The sequence below is a fragment of the Asaia sp. A2 genome, from assembly GCF_057319415.1.
In genome coordinates this window covers 43,037-61,783 of record NZ_JBXWTO010000007.1, presented here as the reverse complement: position 1 = coordinate 61,783, position 18,747 = coordinate 43,037, and the positions used below count along the sequence as shown (strand labels likewise).

Sequence of the window (18,747 nt, the reverse complement as noted above, 5' to 3'; positions counted from 1 at the left end):
TATCATTGGATGTCATCTGGAAAACTGGAGGCTCCCTGACCGATACGAGGCTGATTTTCGCATGGCTGAACTTTCGCAACCGCCCGCTTCCATCGCCACATCCGTTTTAGAGACACGCGATACCCGTCACGAGGTAGGGCAGGGCCTCCGAAAAACCGTGCCCCGCAGCGCCCACGCCGCATGGGAGCCGCCTTCGGATCGGGTCGACCCGGTTGATCTGCTTATCAGGCAGGGTGAGAGCCGTATCCAGAACCTGCTGCCAATCCGATATGAGCGTATGCGTGTGTCTCCGTTTGCTTTCATGCGAGGGAGCGCCATCGTCATGGCCGCCGATCTGGCCCATACTGTCGCCAGCGGGCCGTATGTGCAAAGCTGTGGTGATTGCCATATGGCCAATTTCGGGGCCTATGCTTCGGCTGATGGTATAGCCGTTTTTGACATCAACGATTTTGACGAGACCTGTCCTGCCCCGTTCGAGTGGGACATCAAGCGTCTCGCTACGTCGCTGGTTCTTGCAAGCGCGGAGGCAGGGGCGGCTGACAGGCAGGCGCGGCATAACGCTTTTCTGGCGGTGCGGACCTATCAGGATGAGATGGCCCGGCTTGCGCCGATGAGCCCGCTGGAAATCTGGTCCGACCGGATCGATCTTGCAGCCGCCATAGCCGATTTTTCCGACAAGCATACACGCAAGGGCGTGCGTGAGCGTCTGGAAGCGCGGCTTGAGAGCGCGCGCAACCATTTCGGTCTGGTCTCATTTGACAAGAACACACCCAGCCTGCGTGTCAAACCGCCGCTGGTGGTGCGTCTGCCTGACGAGGACGAGACCATCCACCAGGCCTTCGCACGTTACATCGCCACCCAGCCCCCTGAACGCGCGGTACTGCTGTCGCGCTACCGGCTGAAGGATGTGCTGTTCAAGGTTGTAGGGGTGGGGAGTGTCGGCACTTATTGTGCCATCGGTCTGTTTGCCACGGCCGATGGCGAAACCCTGCTGCTGCAGATCAAGGAGGCGCAGGCATCAGTGCTCGCGGCTTATTGCGAGGGGCCTCACTACGATAATCAGGGGCAACGCGTGGTGGAGGGCCAGCGCCTGATGCAGGCTTCTTCAGACAGGTTCCTCGGCTGGACCCATACAACGAGCACGAAGCGCTCGCGTCATGCGCCTGATGGCTCGAACAGGCAGTTCTATGTGCGGCGCCTCAAGGATAGTCGTCTTGCCGCTATCGGTGCGGATGTGGCGCAGGAGGGGCTGGATGATTATGCCGCCTTGTGCGGCAGGGCGCTGGCACGTGCTCATGCGCGTTCGGGCGATGTGGCGAAGATTGCGGGTTATCTGGGCAGCAGCGACAGCTTTGCCGTAGCGATAGCCGATTTTGCCGAGGCTTACGCCGGCCAGACGCGCAAGGACTGGGAAGATTTCAACGCGGCGATCGATGCAGGCAGGCTTAGCGTAACTGGCGAAACGAAAGACCGGAAAAAGAGCCGGGGCGCGGGGCAGGACACCAGGCGGCGTGCGGGGCGAGGCAGAAGCGCGCAGTAGCCCATTAACAGTCGGTCAGAGGCAGGCTGAGACGAGCGGAAACACCGGGCCGACCTGTTGGCTGGCTCGGTATCAAGCTGCGTCTATTTCATGAATTATTGACAAATTGGCATTTTGCCACTATTTATGTTTTGTCCCTAACTGAAAAGGGGCTGTTTTCATAAATAATCTTCAACAAGATCTTGGAAAAACATGACTGACCGGAAAACCGAATGTTCCGTCGCTCTGGCGGGCAAGCTGTATCGACCCTCAGTTCATTTCACGCCTCCCACGGGCTTCATGAACGATCCGAACGGACTCGTTTTCGATGGCACGCAATATCATCTTTATTATCAGCATAACCCTGACGCCGCGTATTCAGCCACTATCTGCTGGGGCCATGCCACAAGCACGGATCTGCTGAACTGGAAAGACCAGCCAATCGCTGTACCTGATACGGTTGACGGTCAGGCCTATACAGGTTGTGCCGTACTCGATCGTGACAATCGGTCGGGCCTGTTCGCCAATGCCCATGGCACCAACATCGCAGCGATTTACACGCGTTCCCTGCCGACACGACAGAGCCAGTATCTCGCAATCAGTGACAATAACGGCCAGAGCTTCGAGGAATATGCGGGTAATCCCGTTCTCGATATCGGCAGTCCAAATTTTCGCGACCCCCAGGTGATCTTTCACGAGCCCACGCAGAAATGGGTGATGGTCATTGCCGAGGTCGATCATCATCGCATCGGCTTTTATGCCTCGAATGACCTGATCCACTGGACGCATCTCAGCCATTTTGGCCCCGCGGGACTGCCAACCGTCAATTACGAGTGTCCCAACCTCATTCAGGTAAAGGACGAGACCGGCGCAATGCGCTGGGTGCTGTTTGTCTCCATCAATCCAGGCAGCCCGATGGGGGGTAGCGTCACGCAGTACTTCATCGGTGATTTCGATGGCGCGGTGTTTACACCCTGCGATGCGATCCTCCGTCTGACCGATTTCGCCAAGGATGCCTATGCCCTGCAGGTGTGGAGTAATATGCCGGATTCCGAGGCGGTCAATATCGCCTGGATGGGGAACTGGCAGTACTGTCAGGAGCTTCCGACGCAGGATTGGCGTGGCGCGATGTCGCTGCCGCGCAGCATGAGCATCATACAGGACACCAACGGCTATCCGCGCCTTGTGCAGAAGCCACGCGGCGTGGAAAAACTTCGCCTTCCGTTCCTGAGCGAGGCGAACCGTTATCTTGCCGTGTCAACGCGTCGGGAAATCCCTCTCCCGGTGGGCAAGGCCATCGAGATTGTCATTCGCCTGACCGCCGATGAATATCGCCAGACTGAACCGGGTCAGAATGGCCCTGTAATCAATCGCTTCGAACTGGCTTTCGCCAATGAAGAGGGCGAGAAGCTGTCGATTGGTTACGATGTGCCCTCCACGCAGATCTGGCTGGACCGCAGCAAGCTGCGCGGGTTCGACCATCCGTTCTTCACGGGGCGTTTCGCCGCGCCAGTCAACACGGCCTATTATCCCGATGCCCGCAGTGTTGACCTGCATCTGTTCCTTGATGGCTGCGCCTTTGAACTCTACGCCAATGAGTATCTGGAAACGGCGACGGCGCTCGTTTACCCGGCCAGACCGCTCGACCGCCTGCGGCTCGTGACCGAGGGGACGGGGTTCACGATCGAGACGCTTGAGATCCATACGCTCGACAAGACGATGTGCCGCGCGACGCTCTGAAGTCTCGCAAGGGGCAGAGGGTCGTCTTGCCCCCCCCTGCTTCTACAGCTCACCCCTGAGCGGTCAGTAAGCTGCCTTCTCCTCCTCCGTCAGGGGGAGGGGAACAGCCCGTTTCTCCCGAGCCGACTGGGCCGCTGCCTCGATCACTGCCATGACGGCGAGCGCTTCGATTGGCCTGATCGGGTTTGCGCCCTCGCCTGACAGGGCCTTTGCTAGGCGGCGATATAACGCGCGCTGGTCACCCGGCAGGGCGTCGGTTTCATGAAAGCTCGTTTCATCGGTGTGGATCTGCAGGCGATCCGGGTCCTGTCCCCAGTCATTATCGCCCGGCTTCATCCCCGCACGAAGCTGCCCTTCCTGTGGATCGCCAAGTGTCTTGATCAGGGTGCCGCCCGTGCCATGCACACGAAAGCGGACGGCCCCGCCCGCCGCCAGTGAACCCGTATGGAGGATGACCCGTGTCGGGCCATATTCCAGAATGATATGAGCCCAGTCATCACTGAGGGCGCCGTCACGCTGGAGGGCAATGGAGGCCTGAACCTGCTCGGGCAGACCGAAAATCTGAAGGGCCTGATCAACAAGATGCGGGCCGATATCGAACAGGACACCCGCACCAGCGCCTTTCCCCTCGCGCCAGCGATCCCTCACCTGAGGGCGGAACCGATCGATGGTCGATTCAAAATGACGGACCTGCCCAATGACACCCTTCTCCAATGCAGCGCGGATTGTGAGGAAATCACTGTCCCACCGGCGGTTGTGAAAGACGCAGAGTTCGCGCCCATGATGTTCTGCCGTTGCGATAATCTGTCGCGCCTCATCGAGTGACAGGGCGAAGGGCTTTTCCAGCAGGACGTGTTTGCCCGCAGCCAGGGCAGCACAGGCCAGCGGGAAATGCGTATCATTGGGGGTGGCGATCACCACCAGATCAATCGCCGGATCGGCAAAAGCGGCCTGCGGATCGTCATAGACGCGGCAGTCAGGGTGGTCTGCGCGGACCTCATCTGCCCGGCTCGACACGATGCCATACAGGTTCCATTCGGGCAGGGAGTCGATGAAAGGCGCGTGGAAAACACGGCTCACGTAACCATATCCGACCAGTGCCGCCTGCGTGATGCGTGCTGCCATGAGAATTTCCTCCCCTTGTGTCATCGATCTGTTTTCCGGTTCCGGCATACGGTCAAGCGCCTGAAATCTCGATAGGCTGCCGGCTGTCTCGGTGAGTTAATCGCCATGGCACGACGCGAGTTGTCCCGTCGTGCCGATTTGAACTCTGTCTTCAGCCAGATTATGATGACCCCAGCAGCGACGACGTTCCTGCCTCCATGCGAGCTTCAAGACCGGGACGGCCCGGCGAAACCCGTTTCTGGAGGTCCGTCATGGCGTGGATCGCGCTTTTTCTTGCCGGTATGTGCGAAATTTTCTGGGCTGCGGCCATGAAGCAATCCGAGGGCTTCACGCGTCTCTGGCCAAGCCTTGCAGCGATCATTGGCATGGTGGTGAGTGTCGGGCTTCTCGGCTGGGCAATGAAGAGCCTGCCTTTGGGTACTGCCTATATGATCTGGACCGGTATCGGGGCGATCGGGGCATTCATCATCGGGATCATGCTTTTTGGCGAGGCTGGCAGTCCTTTGCGCTGCATTGCGGCTCTTCTCATTCTCGCTGGCCTGCTTCTGCTGAAATGGGCCACGTGAGAAGCGGTTTTTCATAGCTCAGCCCTCCCGCCTGTGCGTGAGCTGCGAAGGGATGTGCTGGTCCGGGGGCATCGCGCTCCACCCCTGCACGCTCGCAAAGATCGTTCAGGTCATCGCGCATCCTGTCCCCTGATGGACTGCGAGTAGGCATGGGGGCGGTTACATTCCCTTTCGCTTCGTTCCTCGTCCGGTATGAAGCGTCCTGCCATAGAATGAGCAGGACAATCGCCAGACGGATCACGCCCTTTCATGATACTCCGGATCACGACATCCGCATTGCTTGTGCTCATTTCAGCCGGGTCGGTTTCTGCGGCGCTTGCGCAGAGCAATACGGTTTATAACGGGCAGGTCTATACGGCCTCGCCCGGTTATGGCGCCACCTCATCCGCCGGACCGGAGGACGGGCAGGAACAGCGATGCAGACGCCCCCCGCCGCCACCACGGGACGGAAGGGGACCTCCGGGGGGAGATGACGGACACCCGCCCCCGCCGCCGGATGATGATCGTGGGCCGCCGCCAGGAGACGGGCAGCGCTGGCACCATCCCCCGCATGGATGTCCGCCCCCGCCGCCCCCTCCCGATGGGGAAGGATATGGGCGATGATCCCTCCTATCCGGAGTGACGTGCTGATTGCCCCTGAGGATAGCGACGCAAGGCGGCACGCCGGGGGGCGGTCTCGTGATGGTGAGCGGGCGCCCAGACGCTCCATGGCGTTGCCATATAAGGCCCGGACACTCGGTTTCTGCCTTGTTCTGATCCTCTGCGGATGTGCATCGCATACGCAGCCAGACATGGATGACAGCGGCGCGGGTGCTGATGATCAGGCGCAGCAGAGCGATGGCGCGCATGGCTCACATGGAGGGGGAGGCCATATGGGTGGGCTCTGGACTGAAATGGCCCGTACGGCCCTGCAGACCGGCATGGGTTTCATCCATCACTGAACACGTCATATGAAGCCGCATTTTCAGGGCAGCAGGCCGAGCCTCTTCAAAACTCGCCATTGTCACACGCAATGGTGCGGGGCATCAGGGCTGTCCTGCGCTCGGGGCAGGTGAGCACATCGCTATCGCAACAATCTTCGCCGTTGCGTGATCGGACGTCCCAATTTTTTGTCTCTATAGTCGGATTTCAGACCTATTCAGAAAGAAGATTCCGATGCAGCTCGCTACCGCCCTGGATTATATCGACCGTGCCTTGCAGATTGCCCGCGAGCGCGGCGTGAGGGTTGCGGTCGCCATCGTGGATGCCGGTGGTCATCTGGTGGCTTTCAAGAAGGATGACGGGACGCAGCTGGGAAGCATTGAGCTCGCCCTGTCCAAGGCACGTACCTCAGCCCTTTTCCTGCGCCCGACCGAGGATATGGAAAAGGCCCTGCATGCGGGCAAGACCATGATTGCAGCCCTGCCCAATGTTCTGCCTGCAGGGGGCGGTGCACCCATCATGGTCAATGGTGCGGTCATCGGGGCGCTGGGGCTGAGCGGCGGGGAGGGTGAGACCGATGCCCGTCTGGCCGAGGCGACAATCAAGGCTTTCGGCATAAGCTGAGTTTGTCTTTTGCGGGCCCCAGCCAGCGCGTCGCAACGTTGGGGGCTGGCCTGCAAGTGCACTCTGACTAGGCTGAAAAGCCCGCAGAAAACATGGCGCGCTACAGGACCGTTGAAGCTGATGTGATTTTCAGAGAAATGGCGGACCCGAAAGGATTCGAACCTTCGACCTTCGCCTTCGGAGGGCGGCGCTCTATCCAGCTGAGCTACGGGTCCCGCTGGATCGCTTCATACCCAGATTTTCCAGAGCACGCCAGTCCCAATTTTCGGATGTCGACCAGACGTGTGCTCGCCGTATTACGAGCAGGCGCTCTCTCAACACCTCTTGCGGTAGGCGTATTGCCGGGCAAGGCTCAGGGGCCGAAATGGCCCGGATCACCCGCCATCCATGCCGCCGCAGCGGCATCGCCGCCAGAGGGAAGAAGCTGGTCCGGGTGCAAAATCCATGAGGCGATGTCACCCGTCGCATTGCGCCCATTGCGGTCGCGCAGCAGCAGATGGTGACCCCCGGGAATGAGGTCCTTGCGCACGCCCGCAGGCAGGTGGTGCCAGAACGAGGCCATGGGCGGGGCCGGGATCATCTGGTCATGATCGCCGTACAGGACGAGCATGGGGAGTTGGACATTCCGGGCCTGGCCCTCGCTGGCGGCCATCAGTTCAACCAGCCCGTGCAATGTGTCCAGACGATATTCATGCAGGGTGAGGGGATCGAAATAGAGTCGGCGCAGGGCAGCAATGTTGTTGGTGGCGATATGCTCCCCCGGCACATGCGCGCCGGTAAAGACCCAGTCCGGGGCGATAGTGTCGAGCCCTTCCAGAACGAGGCGTGAGAAGGGGTCAAAGCGCCATATGGCGGGAGAGACGAGAATGACGCCGCTCACTCCCGCGCCTGCGCGAGCTGCCTGCGGATCGGCCGCCAGAATTGTCGCAACCGCGCCGCCCATGCTCTCCCCCATGATGAAAAGCGGCACGGTTGGGTTGCGGGCATGGATGAAGCGGGCCTCTTCGCGCGCATCCTGAACCAGCCTTGCGGTGCTGCTCCAGCGGCCGCGACTAGCTGTTTCACCAAAGCCTCGGGCATCGGGCGCTATGGTTTCGATGCCCGAGGCGGCAAGCTGCGGTGCAGAGAATTCCCAGGCGTCGCGACTGTCACCAAAGCCGTGAAGCGCCAGAATGATGGCACGCATCGGCGCTTTGGCAGGCCATACACGCAGCGGCGCAACGGCACCATCAGACAGGGTGATATGCATTGAGGCGAGAATAAGCGCGGCTTCCTGCCCGCGTGGTTGCGGCGCATGGCGGGGTGGGGCGGTGGTGCAACCCGACAGGATCAGGCCACAGATCACGACAGGAACGAGGAGCGCGAGCCGTGCCCGTGGCGAAATGGACGCGCTCTTGCCTTTCTCAGGGCAGGCATCGATCGCCCTTACCCTGCGACGGTAGTTTGAATGTGGGCGGAACTCTCGTATCATCGGAAGAGTATTGCGTCCTCGGGGCGCGCTGGCCAGTAGGGGCGCAAATCCGCCCCGCCGGGATGCCATATGATGGCGTACCCGTAGAAGGAGATGCGCAGCTTGTCATTCTCGATCATACAGGTTGCCGCATGAGCGCCGGGAAACATCTGGTTCTGGTTGATGGTTCGGGCTTCATTTTCCGTGCCTTTCATGCGCTGCCGCCCATGAGCAGCCCCGAAGGGGTGCCGGTCAATGCGGTGTATGGCTTTACCAATATGCTGCAACGTCTGTTGCGCGATCATGTCGGCACGCATCTGGCCGTTGTTTTCGATGCCGGGCGCCAGACCTTCCGCAACGACATCTACCCCCAGTACAAGGCGCATCGTCCCGAAGCGCCAGAAGATCTGCGCCCGCAATTCCCGCTCATTCGCGATGCGACGCGGGCCTTCAATGTGCCCATGATCGAGCTGGCCGGTTTCGAGGCGGATGATATCATCGCCTCCTATGCCGAAATCATCGAGCAAGAGGGCGGTCAGTGCACGATCGTCTCGTCAGACAAGGATCTGATGCAGCTTGTAAGCGATCGCGTGGCCCTGCTCGATCCGATCAAGCAAAAGCCGATCAAACTGGCCGAGGTCGAGGCCAAGTTTGGTGTGCCGCCAGAGCGTGTGATTGATGTGCAGGCCCTGATGGGCGACCCGACCGACAACGTGCCGGGTGTGCCGGGGATCGGGCCCAAGGGCGCGGCCCAGCTGGTGCAGGAATTCGGCACGCTGGAGGCGATCCTCGCGGCCGCTCCCGACATGAAGAAGTCCAAACGGCAGCAATCGCTGATCGACCATGCCGAGGCTGCCCGGATCTCGCTCAAGCTGGTGACGCTGGCACGCGATGTGCCCTTGCCTGAACCTGTCGAGGCCCTTGGCTGCCGTGAGCCCGACGCGCTCGTCCTTCGTGATTTTCTGGAAAAGATGGGGTTCCACTCGGTCATTCAGCGCATGGGTCTGGGGGCGCTGGCGGGCAAACGCGGCGGCGGTAAGGTCGAGCCGACGGCCAATGAAGCGACCGAAGAGACGACCAAGGGCGACAAGCCCTATGGCCCGTATGAAACCATCCAGTCCATCGACACACTCAAGAACTGGATCGCCCGCGCACAGCGCCGCGGGTATTTCGCGTTCGATACCGAGACGGATTCGCTCAACGCCCGTCAGGCGACGCTGATTGGTCTGTCACTGGCCGTGGCACCAGGCGAGGCGGCCTATGTGCCGCTGCGTCATGAGGGCACGCTGGAGCATCCCGCGGGCGGCCAGCTGGATGTGGCAGAGGTGCTCGAAGCCCTGCGCCCGCTTCTGGCCGATGACTCGGTGCTGAAGATTTTCCAGAATGCCAAATACGACCTGCTCGTGCTGTCTCACGCAGGTATCGATAATGTGGCGCCGGTTGATGACACCATGCTCATTTCCTATGCCCAGTCGGCGGGTGAGCACGGTCAGGGCATGGATGAACTGTCACGCCTGCATCTGGGCCATGAGCCAATTTCCTATGACTCCGTCACGGGGACAGGGCGTAGCAGAGTACCTTTTGCACAGGTCCCCATAGCCCGCGCAACGGAGTATGCGGCCGAGGATGCCGATGTGACGTTGCGTCTGTGGCTCGCTCTCAAGCCTGCCCTGCGCGAGCGTCATGCGCTGGCGCTCTATGAGGAAATGGAACGCCCTCTGGTTGCCATCCTCAGGGATATGGAACAGGCGGGGGTCAAGCTCGATGCCGCGGAACTGCGCCGCATGTCGGCCGATTTCGGCTCGCGCATGGCCGAGATGGAAATCGAGATCCATGCTCTGGCGGGGCGCAGTTTCAATCTGGGGTCGCCCAAGCAGCTTGGCGAAATCCTGTTCGACGAAATGAACCTGCCCGGTGGGAAACGCACCAAGGCGGGCGCGTGGGGCACGGATTCATCGGTGTTGCAGGAACTGGCCGATGCCGGGCATGAACTCCCCTCGCGTATTCTGGCGTGGCGTCAGCTCGCCAAGCTGAAATCGACCTACGCGGATGCGCTGGTACAGCAGATGGATGCGCGCACCCATCGCGTCCACACCTCGTTCCAGATGGCCATCACCACCACAGGCCGCCTGTCATCCAACGACCCCAATCTGCAGAATATTCCCATCCGCACCGAGGAAGGCGGGCGCATCCGCCGTGCCTTCATTGCCGAAGAGGGCTATGTGCTGGTTTCGGCGGATTATTCCCAGATCGAACTGCGCCTCCTGGCCGAGGTGGCCGATATCGGCCCATTGAAGGAAGCCTTCACCCTGGGGCAGGATATCCATGCCCGCACGGCCGCCGAGGTGTTCAATCTGCCGCTTGAGAATATGGACCCGCTGACGCGTCGACGGGCCAAGGCCATCAATTTCGGCATTATCTACGGCATTTCGGCTTTCGGGCTGGCGCGTCAGCTTGGCATACCTGCGGGTGAGGCGCGTCGTTATATCGATGCGTATTTTGCCCGCTATCCGGGTATTCGCGATTACATGGATCGTACCAAGGACGATGCCAAGCGTGATGGCTACGTCACCACGCCGCTGGGGCGTCGGTGCTACGTGCCGGGAATTGGCGAAAAGAACGGGGCCAGACGCGCTTATGCCGAGCGTCAGGCGATCAACGCCCCCCTGCAGGGCGGGGCTGCCGATATCATCAAACGCGCCATGGTGCGTCTGGGGCGGCGCTTGCCACAAAGCGGGCTGGACGCCAGAATGTTGCTTCAGGTGCATGATGAATTGCTGTTCGAGGTCCGGGCTGACCAAGCCGAGGCTCTGGCAGAATTCGTCCGTATCGAGATGGAGCAGGCAGCGACATTGAGTGTGCCGCTGGTTGTCGAGACAGGCATTGGCAAGAACTGGGCGGAAGCACATTAAGCAATGAACAAGAACCGTACACCCCGCAAGACCTGGACCGCTCCGCGTCTTTCCATCGTCGTCCTCATTCTCGCTCTGGCGCTCAGTTGGAGCGCGTATCGCCTTTCCGAGAAATACGGCAGCACGGTTTCGACCCAGGGTAACGAGATTGGCGGGAGTTATCGTCTGGTCGCACTGGGCGAGGGCAATGTCACCGAGGGCGATTTCAAGGGGAGCTGGGTTCTGGTCTGGTTCTTCGACACGCATTGTCCCAAGGGGCTGTGTGGTCCGGTGCTGAAAACCATGAGCGATACCAAGCTGGCTCTCGCGCGCGAAGGGGTGAAGGTTGCCCCGTTGGCCATCACGCTCGACCCGCTTCATGATGAATCAGACGACCTCAAGAAATACGCCCTGCCTCTGGGCGATCACGTCGTGCCGCTCACGGGCTCACCCAGCATGATCGACCGGGTGGCAAAGGAATTTCACGCACCTAACGAGATGATTCATGCCGAAGATGGTACAGCCTATCATCTCCCGGCCCCGCGCATTGTGATCATGGACCCGCAAGGGCGTTACGCCGGGACGGTCGATTCGACAGCAGGGACCGAGGCGCTGGTGACGCGCATCCATCAGCTTGCCCATCGCGGCTGAAGAGTAGCGCAGCGTGAGAGGGCGTTACGGTCTCATCCTTGCCGGACTGGGCGCCGTTCTTCTGGCGCCCTTTCATAGCCGGGAAGCACAGGCGGCGACGCCCGCGGCGCAGGAAGCATTGCCCGCGATGTCAGATGGCATCACGCAAGGCAGTCCTCATCGCGGTGGTGGGTTGCGCCTGACCGCCGATGCGCCGGGCGGTACGCTGGACCCGCAAATCAATTACACCAGCGAATATATCCAGCTTTTCGTGAACATGTATGACGGGCTCGTGACCTATCGTCAGGCCGACGGGACGCGTGGGCTCGAGGTTGTGCCGGATCTGGCGGAGGCGCTCCCCGAGGTGAGCGCGGATGGTCTGGTGTGGGCGTTTCGCCTGCGTGAGGGGATACGCTTTTCCAATGGCGCGCCGGTAACGGTCGAGGATGTAGCGGCATCGCTGCGCCGCATCTACAAGGTGGGTAGCCCCACCGCCTTGTCCTTTTATGGCAATATTACCGGCGCCAAGGCCTGCCTTGCCGATCCCGCCCATTGTCGTCTTGAGGGGGTGACGACCGATCGGGCGACGCGGCGCATCACCATCCGGCTCGATGCCCCTGACGGTGAATTTCTCCAGAAGCTTGCTTTTCCTCATGCTGTGATCCTGCCAAGGGATGCCCCGGCGACGGAATCGGCGCTGACGCCCCTGCCGGGCACAGGGCCGTATCGGATCACGCATTATGATCCGTCGCGGCGGATGGAAATCGGGCGTAATCCCTATTTCAGGGTCTGGAATCCGGCCGCGCAGAGCGAAGGCTATGTCGATCGGATCGATTATGATTTCGGCCTGTCTGATGAGGCTGAGGTGACCGCCATCGAGCAGGGTCAGTATGACTCGATGCTCGATGCCAAGCCGCAGGACCGGCTGGGCGAACTGGGCAGCCGGTTTACCGATCAGGTACACCTGCAGCCACTTCTTGGCCTGTATTATCTGGCCCTGAATGTGCATGAGCCGCCTTTTGACTCGCTTGCCGTCAGGCAGGCCATCAATCATGCGATCGACCGCCATGCGATGACCATTCTCTATGGCGGTTCGGCCATTGCCGAGCCGCTCTGCCAGATTGTGCCTCATGGTATTGCCGGGGCCGATATTCCATGCCGGTTCGGGCGGCTATCCGATGCCGGGCAATGGCAGGGGCCCGACATCGATCGCGCCCGGGCGCTTATCCGCCAGAGTGGCCATGCCGGGCAAAGCGTGACGCTTGTTGTGCCCAATCAGGCTATTGGACTGGCGATGGGGGTCTATCTGCGGAACATGCTGCAATCCCTGGGATTTCAGGCCAGTGTGCGCCCCATGACACCCGCCACGGCGGAAGGCTATGCCCGCAATTCAGACAATCACGTGCAGATCAGCCTGGCTTACTGGTATGCGGATTACCCGTCACCCTCGACTTTTCTGGATGCCTTGCTGGGCTGCGACAACGCACGCCCTCACTCTGACAGTGCGACAAATGCGAGCGGGTTCTGCCATCCCGGGCTTCAGAAGCTCATGATGCAGGCCGAGCACAGCCTCGATGCAGGGCAGGCCCGCGCGTTGTGGGAACAGGCGGGCACATTGGCCATGGAGCAGAGCGCCGTCACACCGCTCATTCAGATGCGCTATGTGGATTTCGTCTCGAAACGTCTCGGGAATTATCACTACTCACTGCTCAACCACATGCTGATCTCGCAGGTCTGGGTGCAATAGGCATACAAATCCTGTGTGCCCGTCCTTCAGTCAGACATCTCGTCGGGTAATGCTGTGACGAGCGCGCTCAGATGCTCTCACGCTCTCGTCCAAACGATCGCTGCTTTCATGGGGTGGCGCCTGGCCAGCCACGTAGCCGCTTGTCGAGCGGCTGTGAAAAACCGCAACTGATCACGCGGCCGAGGCCGAATACAGCAAGCAGGGCCGGGGGGTAGATCAGCCATGCCCAGCCGGTATCGAGACCTGATAACCGGGTGAGCGCGACGACGGGCATGACGATGAACATATGGCTGAGATAGATTTCATAGCTGTCTTGTCCCCAGCGACGCAGCCAGAGTGTATGTCGCCCCGTATATGCGGCCCCCCATCCCCGGGCGAAAGCCCAGACACACAAGCCTATGGCCGTATTGAAAAACAAGGGTGTCGCGAGCCCGAATAGGGACCAGCACCAGCCCCCCTGCAAAAGATAAAGCGCCATACTGGCAAGGCCTGCTGAACCGGCCATCGTGACAGCCAGTCGATAACGCCGATGCAAAGCTAGCCTTGCGACCAGAGCCGCGAACACGCCGGTAGCGATGGCGCTCATGCCGGGGCCATAGGCCTTTTCCTGCCATATCTCAGTGGCATCACGCAGTTGCCACTCGAAATACGGCGAGGCGAGCGCGAGGAGTGCTGCACAGATCAGCAGGGTTGTTCTCGAATGACCGAGGCTCAGGCAGATCAGCGGGAAGGCGAGGTAGAAAACTTCCTCGACCGAGAGTGACCAGAGCACATCCCAATAAGCCGGCAGATATCCTGTGCGGCCCTCATAGACATTCAGATGCATGAACAGGGCGGAAAAGGCTGCCCCACCGAGGCTTTGTCCCGGATGGTCCGGCACGAAGCTTGGCACATGCAGCGCACCAAGCATGCAACAGATGGCGATGAGGGCAAGAAGGCAGGGCAGGATACGTGCAGCACGTCGGCCTGAGAAGGCGCGCCAGTCGAGCGCGGCAGGACGGCCGTAGCGTCTGATCATGTGATCCGTGATCAGGAAGCCGGAAATGACGAAGAACATCGTCACCCCCTTGATGCCGCCCCAGTTCAGCATCCTCAGCACGCGATACGGTATGACGCCCGCAAGACCGGTTTCCGTAAGGGGAAAACGCAGGGCCAGATGATGAATGACCACCAGCAGAATGGCGATCCCACGCAGGCAATCGATCCCGTCATTGCGACGCGGGTTGATCCTGTCCTGCGCGCAAGCGAGAGGCATGGCGGAAGAGGGCAGGGGACACGGAGGCGCGCTCATGATGTGGCAAAGCTCCGCAGGGATGATGACGCTGCGACCTGACATCCCGTCATGGCACCATGATGGCCGATGCGACGCGAGCGCGGCCCATCCTTGTCGCGTCAGTGGATCCTCAGGCGCGGCGGCAAAGGTAGACTGTTATCTATAACTTCAATATAACGTGATATATGGGACGCATAACGTTATTTTCGCTATCGTGAAGATGTCGCCGTGTCGTCACGGCGTCATGGAGAACACGATGATGCAGCATACGATCATGGCGGTATTCGATACCGCCCGTCATGCCCAGATCGCTGTTGATGACCTTCTGGTTTGTGACATCCCATCAGAGACAATCCACCAATATCCCCTGCAGGCAGGCGATGCCCCTGCCGAGGCCATGCGAACGGGCAACGAGCTTCATCGTCCACCGGGTGTGTGGACGTGGCTGATCAATGATCATCCACAGCCCGGTTCGGACAAGGCGCATCAGGTGGCGCTTTATCACGAGAGCCGCGCGCGGAACGAGCCTGTGCTGGTTGCCGTGGCGTCATCTACGCTGAACGAGGCCAGGATCAGAAAAATCCTCAATGACCATGCCCCGCTGGATGTAAAGGGCTCGGAAGAAGGACAACATCATGAGATTACGTCGCTTGCGCAGGAAAGCCAAATGGACCCGTCGTTCCTTGAGCCCACGGCCCCTGTCGAAATGACGGAATACCGCTAGGGCTTCAAAGCCCTCCCGGTCCGGTTTGATTGCCGGGCCGGGGAGAGGCTCACCGTATCCTTGCGTAAGGCGGCTCCTATCCCGGCGAGGGAGAAGAGTACGCATGCCTTTGCGCATTGTGTTTCTGGGCTCACGCGCCGTCCCTCAGGCGGATGCGGCCACGGGTCAGACCCAAGCCTGACGCGGCCGGTTTGATCCGGCGCTGACTCGGGCTTTCGTATCCGGCAGGCAGAATTATCTCGCCTGCTTCGACACCGGGACCAGGTTGATGCCTTGCGAACCGCCCCGACGCATTTGCAGGCGGGTCAGTCTGGCTTCAGAGACCGATATCGCGACGGTAGATCCCGTCATCCCAATCTATAGCCGAGACGCCCTGATAGGCCCGTGCCCGTGCCTCTTCGGGCGTTGCGCCTGTGGCGCACACGGTCAGGACGCGGCCACCGGATGCGACGAGCTTGCCGTCCTGCATGGCTGTGCCGGCCTGAAACACCTGTACGCCCGGCACGGCGTCGGCCCGCTCGATGCCTCGTATCACCCCGCCTTTGGCAGGGGTGCCCGGATAGCCACGCGCCGCCAGCACGACCGAAATTGAGGCCTCATCGGTGAAGCTGATGGCGGCGTCATCAAGGTGTCCCTCGGCAAGGGCCTTGAGCACGGGCAGCAGATCGGATTGCAGGCGGATCAGCAGGGCCTGTGCCTCGGGGTCGCCGAAACGCACATTGTATTCGATCAGCTTGGGGCCTTCCTCGGTCAGCATCAGCCCTGCAAAGATGATTCCCCTGAAGGGCGTCCCACGCCGGACCATCTCGGCCAGCATCGGGCGCACCATGATATCGAGCGCCTTTTCCTGCGCGTCGCGATCGAAATGGGGCGGCGGCGACACGGCACCCATGCCTCCGGTATTGGGCCCTGTATCCCCTTCACCAATGCGCTTGTGGTCGCGCGCGGCACCAATCAGCACAGCCTCGCCGTCAGAGCAGAAGGCGAACAGCGAGACTTCCTGCCCGACAAGACATTCCTCGATCACGATGCTGGCGCCGGCGGCACCGAAACTGCGATCGGTCAGGATATCGATGATGGCGGCCTCGGCCTCTTCGAGCGTCAGGGCCACGATCACGCCCTTGCCGGCGGCCAGACCATCGGCCTTGATGACAATGGGGGCTCCACGGCGACGCACGAAGGCGAGGGCAGGTTCTGCTTCCTCAAAACGCTCCCATCGTGCCGTGGGAATACCGGCGGCGTCGGCCACATCCTTGGTGAAGCTCTTGCTGCCCTCGAGCGCACTCGCGGCCTGGCTCGGCCCAGCGCAGGCAATGCCGGCTCTAGCGCAGAGATCGGCGAGACCAGCGACAAGCGGCGCTTCCGGGCCGGGAACGACGAGATCGATTCGCTGTTCACGGGCGAAATTCACGAGGGCCGTCACATCATCGGCGGCAAGAGGGACCAGCGTACCAAGCGTCTGCATGCCCGGATTGCCCGGTGCAATGAAGAGCGTTTCCAGCTCCGGAGAGCGGGAGAGGCAGGCTGCCAGAGCATGTTCGCGTCCGCCTGATCCGACAAGTAACACCCGCATTGTCATTCTTCCTGTTCTGACTGGTCGTAGCCCGCGTTCCGTAGCATAGACTGTGCTCATGAGCGAAAACGATCACAGCGCGAGCGGGAATGTCCCCGAATATTCGGTCAGTGAAATTTCCGGCGCCATCAAGCGTACGCTCGAAGGCAGCTTCGGCCGCGTGCGTGTGCGCGGCGAGATTACCGAACTCAAACGCTATCCCTCCGGCCATATCTATCTCTCCCTGAAAGATCAGGGAGGCAAGATATCGGGCGTGATCTGGCGCGGCTCGGTGTCACGCCTTGGCATGGTGCCCGAGAACGGGGTCGAGGTGATCGCGACCGGCCGCGTTTCGGCCTATGGCGACAGGTCGAGCTATCAGCTTGTCATCGACCAGATGAGTTTTGCGGGTGAGGGAGCCCTTCTCGCCAAGATCGAGAAGCTGCGCCAGAAGCTTCTGGCCGAAGGGCTGTTCGACAGCGAGCGCAAGAAGCCGCTGCCCTTCCTGCCACGGCTGATCGGGCTCGTGACATCGAGGCGCGGGGCGGTGCTGCACGATATTCTCACCACACTGTCACGTCGCTTTCCACGCCCGGTTCTGGTCTGGCCCGTGGCTGTGCAGGGTGAGGGCGCTGCGGCCCAGATCGCGGCGGCCATCGAGGGGTTTTCGAGCCCGACCCTGCCTGAAGCGCACCGACCTGATCTGATGATCGTGGCGCGCGGTGGTGGCTCGCTGGAGGACCTCATGGCCTTCAATGATGAGTCGGTTCTTCGCGCCGTGGCGGCCTGCCCCATTCCGCTGATCTCTGCGGTCGGGCACGAAACTGATACCACCCTGATCGATTTCGTGTCGGATCAGCGCGCCCCCACCCCCACGGCTGCGGCTGAAATGGCCGTTCCGCTTCGTTCGGAGATGGTGGCCGATCTGGCTCATCGCGGCGCACGCCTTGCTGGTGCCCTGTCGCGGCAGCTGCAAATGGCCCGGGCGAGACATGACCAGATTGTTGCACGCCTGCCCGATCTGCCGGGATTGCTGGAAACGGCGCGTTTCAGGCTGGACGAGCGCGGACAACGCCTTGAGCTTGCCCTGCCCATGGTGGCGGCAAAAGCCCGGCAACGTCTCATGACGCTTGAGGGACGCATGCCCTCGGCTGCTCATTTCATGGGCCAGAAGCAGGCGCGTCTTGGCCTGGCGAGTGCCGCTCTGGCTTCGGGCATCCGTTATCGCATGCAGCAGGAGCGCGCGTCATTCACGCATGCGCGTCTTGGAACCGAAACGGTCAGCGCTCGTCTTGGTCTCGATCGGGCGAGATTGTCCGGTATGGTGGGCAGGCTTGAGGCCGTGTCGCCCGAGGCGGTTCTGGCCCGCGGCTACGCACTGGTGCAGGATGCACAGGGCAAGCCGGTAACAACGGCTTCCGGGCGGCCACGTGGCGGTGCCATTACGCTTCGTTTTGCAGATGGCACGCGCCAGGGACGGCTCGACCCTCTGGGAACGCAAAAGAAAGAACAGGGGGATTTAGGACTATGAAAAAGCGCTTCGCACTCACACTCGCGCATGCCGGTCTGCTTGGGGTTTCGCTTCTGGCTGGTTGTGCCGACACGCCCGCGCCCCAGCCAGCGCAAGCCCAGACCCAGGCGCGTATCCCGCCGCAGGACTTCGCACCGGGCCTGACCGGCGAAACACCGCTGCCCGCCAATGAGGCGCAACTGACCAATGATCCTTCGGCCCCGATCAACACCCCTCTTTGCGGTGCTGTTCAGCAAGAGACCAACCGCATGGGCGGGCAGGTCTTCAGTGACGGTCTGGCCTCAGGCAGCACCTGCCCGCAAAACGCCTGCTTCAACCCGCTGACAGGCACGTATATCGCAGCGACCGGTGCACCGAGCGTGTGCCGCTGAGTTGGGGGCGCATATCTACCCCGGTTTCCCAACTAGATGCTGTATTCACCTGATAGTGCGATACGGTCAGGAAGCGAGCCTAC

The 18,747-nt window shown here is 61.0% G+C and carries 16 protein-coding genes and 1 tRNA gene; 12 read left to right on the top strand and 5 right to left on the bottom strand.

Annotation, left to right across the window (positions count from 1 at the left end; translation table 11 throughout):
* The first annotated feature begins 61 nt into the window (after window positions 1–61).
* Together ACWNRM_RS07630 and ACWNRM_RS07625 are read left to right on the top strand one after the other, a co-directional pair.
* Window positions 62–1,540, top strand: coding sequence for a DUF2252 domain-containing protein (locus ACWNRM_RS07630; protein ID WP_485170250.1), 1,479 nt, complete (start codon window positions 62–64; stop codon window positions 1,538–1,540).
* A 192-nt stretch (window positions 1,541–1,732) separates the two neighbouring features.
* Window positions 1,733–3,259, top strand: a complete 1,527-nt coding sequence (locus ACWNRM_RS07625; protein WP_485170249.1) for a glycoside hydrolase family 32 protein — start codon at window positions 1,733–1,735, stop codon at window positions 3,257–3,259.
* 63 nt (window positions 3,260–3,322) lie between these two features.
* On the opposite strand, the gene ACWNRM_RS07620 is transcribed toward ACWNRM_RS07625, so the two are convergent.
* A complete protein-coding gene (locus tag ACWNRM_RS07620; RefSeq protein ID WP_485170248.1) occupies window positions 3,323–4,384 on the bottom strand; it encodes an oxidoreductase in 1,062 nt (353 codons plus the stop codon).
* 251 nt (window positions 4,385–4,635) lie between these two features.
* On the opposite strand from ACWNRM_RS07620, the gene ACWNRM_RS07615 reads away from it, so the two are divergent.
* The 4 genes from ACWNRM_RS07615 to ACWNRM_RS07600 all read left to right on the top strand — a co-directional run bounded on the left by ACWNRM_RS07615 (window position 4,636) and on the right by ACWNRM_RS07600 (window position 6,495).
* On the top strand, window positions 4,636–4,950 hold the full coding sequence (locus ACWNRM_RS07615) for a DMT family transporter (RefSeq protein ID WP_485170247.1): 315 nt from the start codon (window positions 4,636–4,638) through the stop codon (window positions 4,948–4,950).
* Window positions 4,951–5,419: 469 nt separating this feature from the next.
* A complete protein-coding gene (locus ACWNRM_RS07610) occupies window positions 5,420–5,572 on the top strand; it encodes a hypothetical protein (RefSeq protein ID WP_485170246.1) in 153 nt (50 codons plus the stop codon).
* Window positions 5,550–5,891, top strand: coding sequence for a hypothetical protein (locus ACWNRM_RS07605; protein WP_485170245.1), 342 nt, complete (start codon window positions 5,550–5,552; stop codon window positions 5,889–5,891). Before ACWNRM_RS07610 ends, ACWNRM_RS07605 begins: the two co-directional genes overlap by 23 nt.
* Window positions 5,892–6,105: 214 nt before the next feature.
* Entirely contained in the window at window positions 6,106–6,495 is a 390-nt protein-coding gene (locus ACWNRM_RS07600; RefSeq protein ID WP_485170244.1) for a GlcG/HbpS family heme-binding protein, read from the top strand.
* A gap of 138 nt (window positions 6,496–6,633) precedes the next feature.
* Here ACWNRM_RS07600 and ACWNRM_RS07595 read toward each other — a convergent pair.
* A tRNA-Arg gene (locus ACWNRM_RS07595) sits at window positions 6,634–6,710 on the bottom strand.
* 137 nt (window positions 6,711–6,847) lie between these two features.
* A complete protein-coding gene (locus tag ACWNRM_RS07590) occupies window positions 6,848–7,966 on the bottom strand; it encodes an alpha/beta fold hydrolase (protein ID WP_485170243.1) in 1,119 nt (372 codons plus the stop codon).
* Window positions 7,967–8,097: 131 nt separating this feature from the next.
* On the opposite strand from ACWNRM_RS07590, the gene polA reads away from it, so the two are divergent.
* From polA to ACWNRM_RS07575, 3 genes are all read left to right on the top strand, one after another.
* Window positions 8,098–10,857 (top strand): DNA polymerase I, encoded by a 2,760-nt coding sequence (gene polA, locus ACWNRM_RS07585; RefSeq protein WP_485170242.1) that lies wholly within the window; start codon window positions 8,098–8,100, stop codon window positions 10,855–10,857.
* Window positions 10,858–10,860: 3 nt separating this feature from the next.
* Window positions 10,861–11,487, top strand: a complete 627-nt coding sequence (locus ACWNRM_RS07580) for an SCO family protein (protein ID WP_485170241.1) — start codon at window positions 10,861–10,863, stop codon at window positions 11,485–11,487.
* Between the two features lie 61 nt (window positions 11,488–11,548).
* Complete coding sequence (locus ACWNRM_RS07575; RefSeq protein ID WP_485170340.1) at window positions 11,549–13,213, top strand: ABC transporter substrate-binding protein; 1,665 nt, start codon at window positions 11,549–11,551, stop codon at window positions 13,211–13,213.
* 106 nt (window positions 13,214–13,319) lie between these two features.
* Here the strand turns inward: ACWNRM_RS07575 and ACWNRM_RS07570 are convergent, their stop codons facing one another.
* Window positions 13,320–14,504 carry an acyltransferase family protein gene (locus tag ACWNRM_RS07570; protein ID WP_485170240.1) on the bottom strand — a complete coding sequence of 395 codons (1,185 nt, stop codon included), beginning with the start codon at window positions 14,502–14,504 and terminating at the stop codon, window positions 13,320–13,322.
* A gap of 238 nt (window positions 14,505–14,742) precedes the next feature.
* On the opposite strand from ACWNRM_RS07570, the gene ACWNRM_RS07565 reads away from it, so the two are divergent.
* Window positions 14,743–15,210, top strand: a complete 468-nt coding sequence (locus ACWNRM_RS07565) for a hypothetical protein (protein WP_485170239.1) — start codon at window positions 14,743–14,745, stop codon at window positions 15,208–15,210.
* Between the two features lie 316 nt (window positions 15,211–15,526).
* Here ACWNRM_RS07565 and purD read toward each other — a convergent pair whose 3' ends face one another.
* A complete protein-coding gene (purD, locus tag ACWNRM_RS07560) occupies window positions 15,527–16,783 on the bottom strand; it encodes a phosphoribosylamine--glycine ligase (protein ID WP_485170238.1) in 1,257 nt (418 codons plus the stop codon).
* 58 nt (window positions 16,784–16,841) lie between these two features.
* Here purD and xseA point away from each other — a divergent pair, with 58 nt between their 5' ends.
* Both xseA and ACWNRM_RS07550 read left to right on the top strand, forming a co-directional pair.
* The gene (xseA, locus tag ACWNRM_RS07555) at window positions 16,842–18,293 is read left to right on the top strand and encodes an exodeoxyribonuclease VII large subunit (RefSeq protein ID WP_485170237.1); all 1,452 of its coding nucleotides are present in this window, start codon (window positions 16,842–16,844) and stop codon (window positions 18,291–18,293) included.
* Window positions 18,290–18,664, top strand: a complete 375-nt coding sequence (locus tag ACWNRM_RS07550) for a hypothetical protein (RefSeq protein WP_485170236.1) — start codon at window positions 18,290–18,292, stop codon at window positions 18,662–18,664. Before xseA ends, ACWNRM_RS07550 begins: the two co-directional genes overlap by 4 nt.
* The last annotated feature ends 83 nt before the right edge of the window (window positions 18,665–18,747 follow it).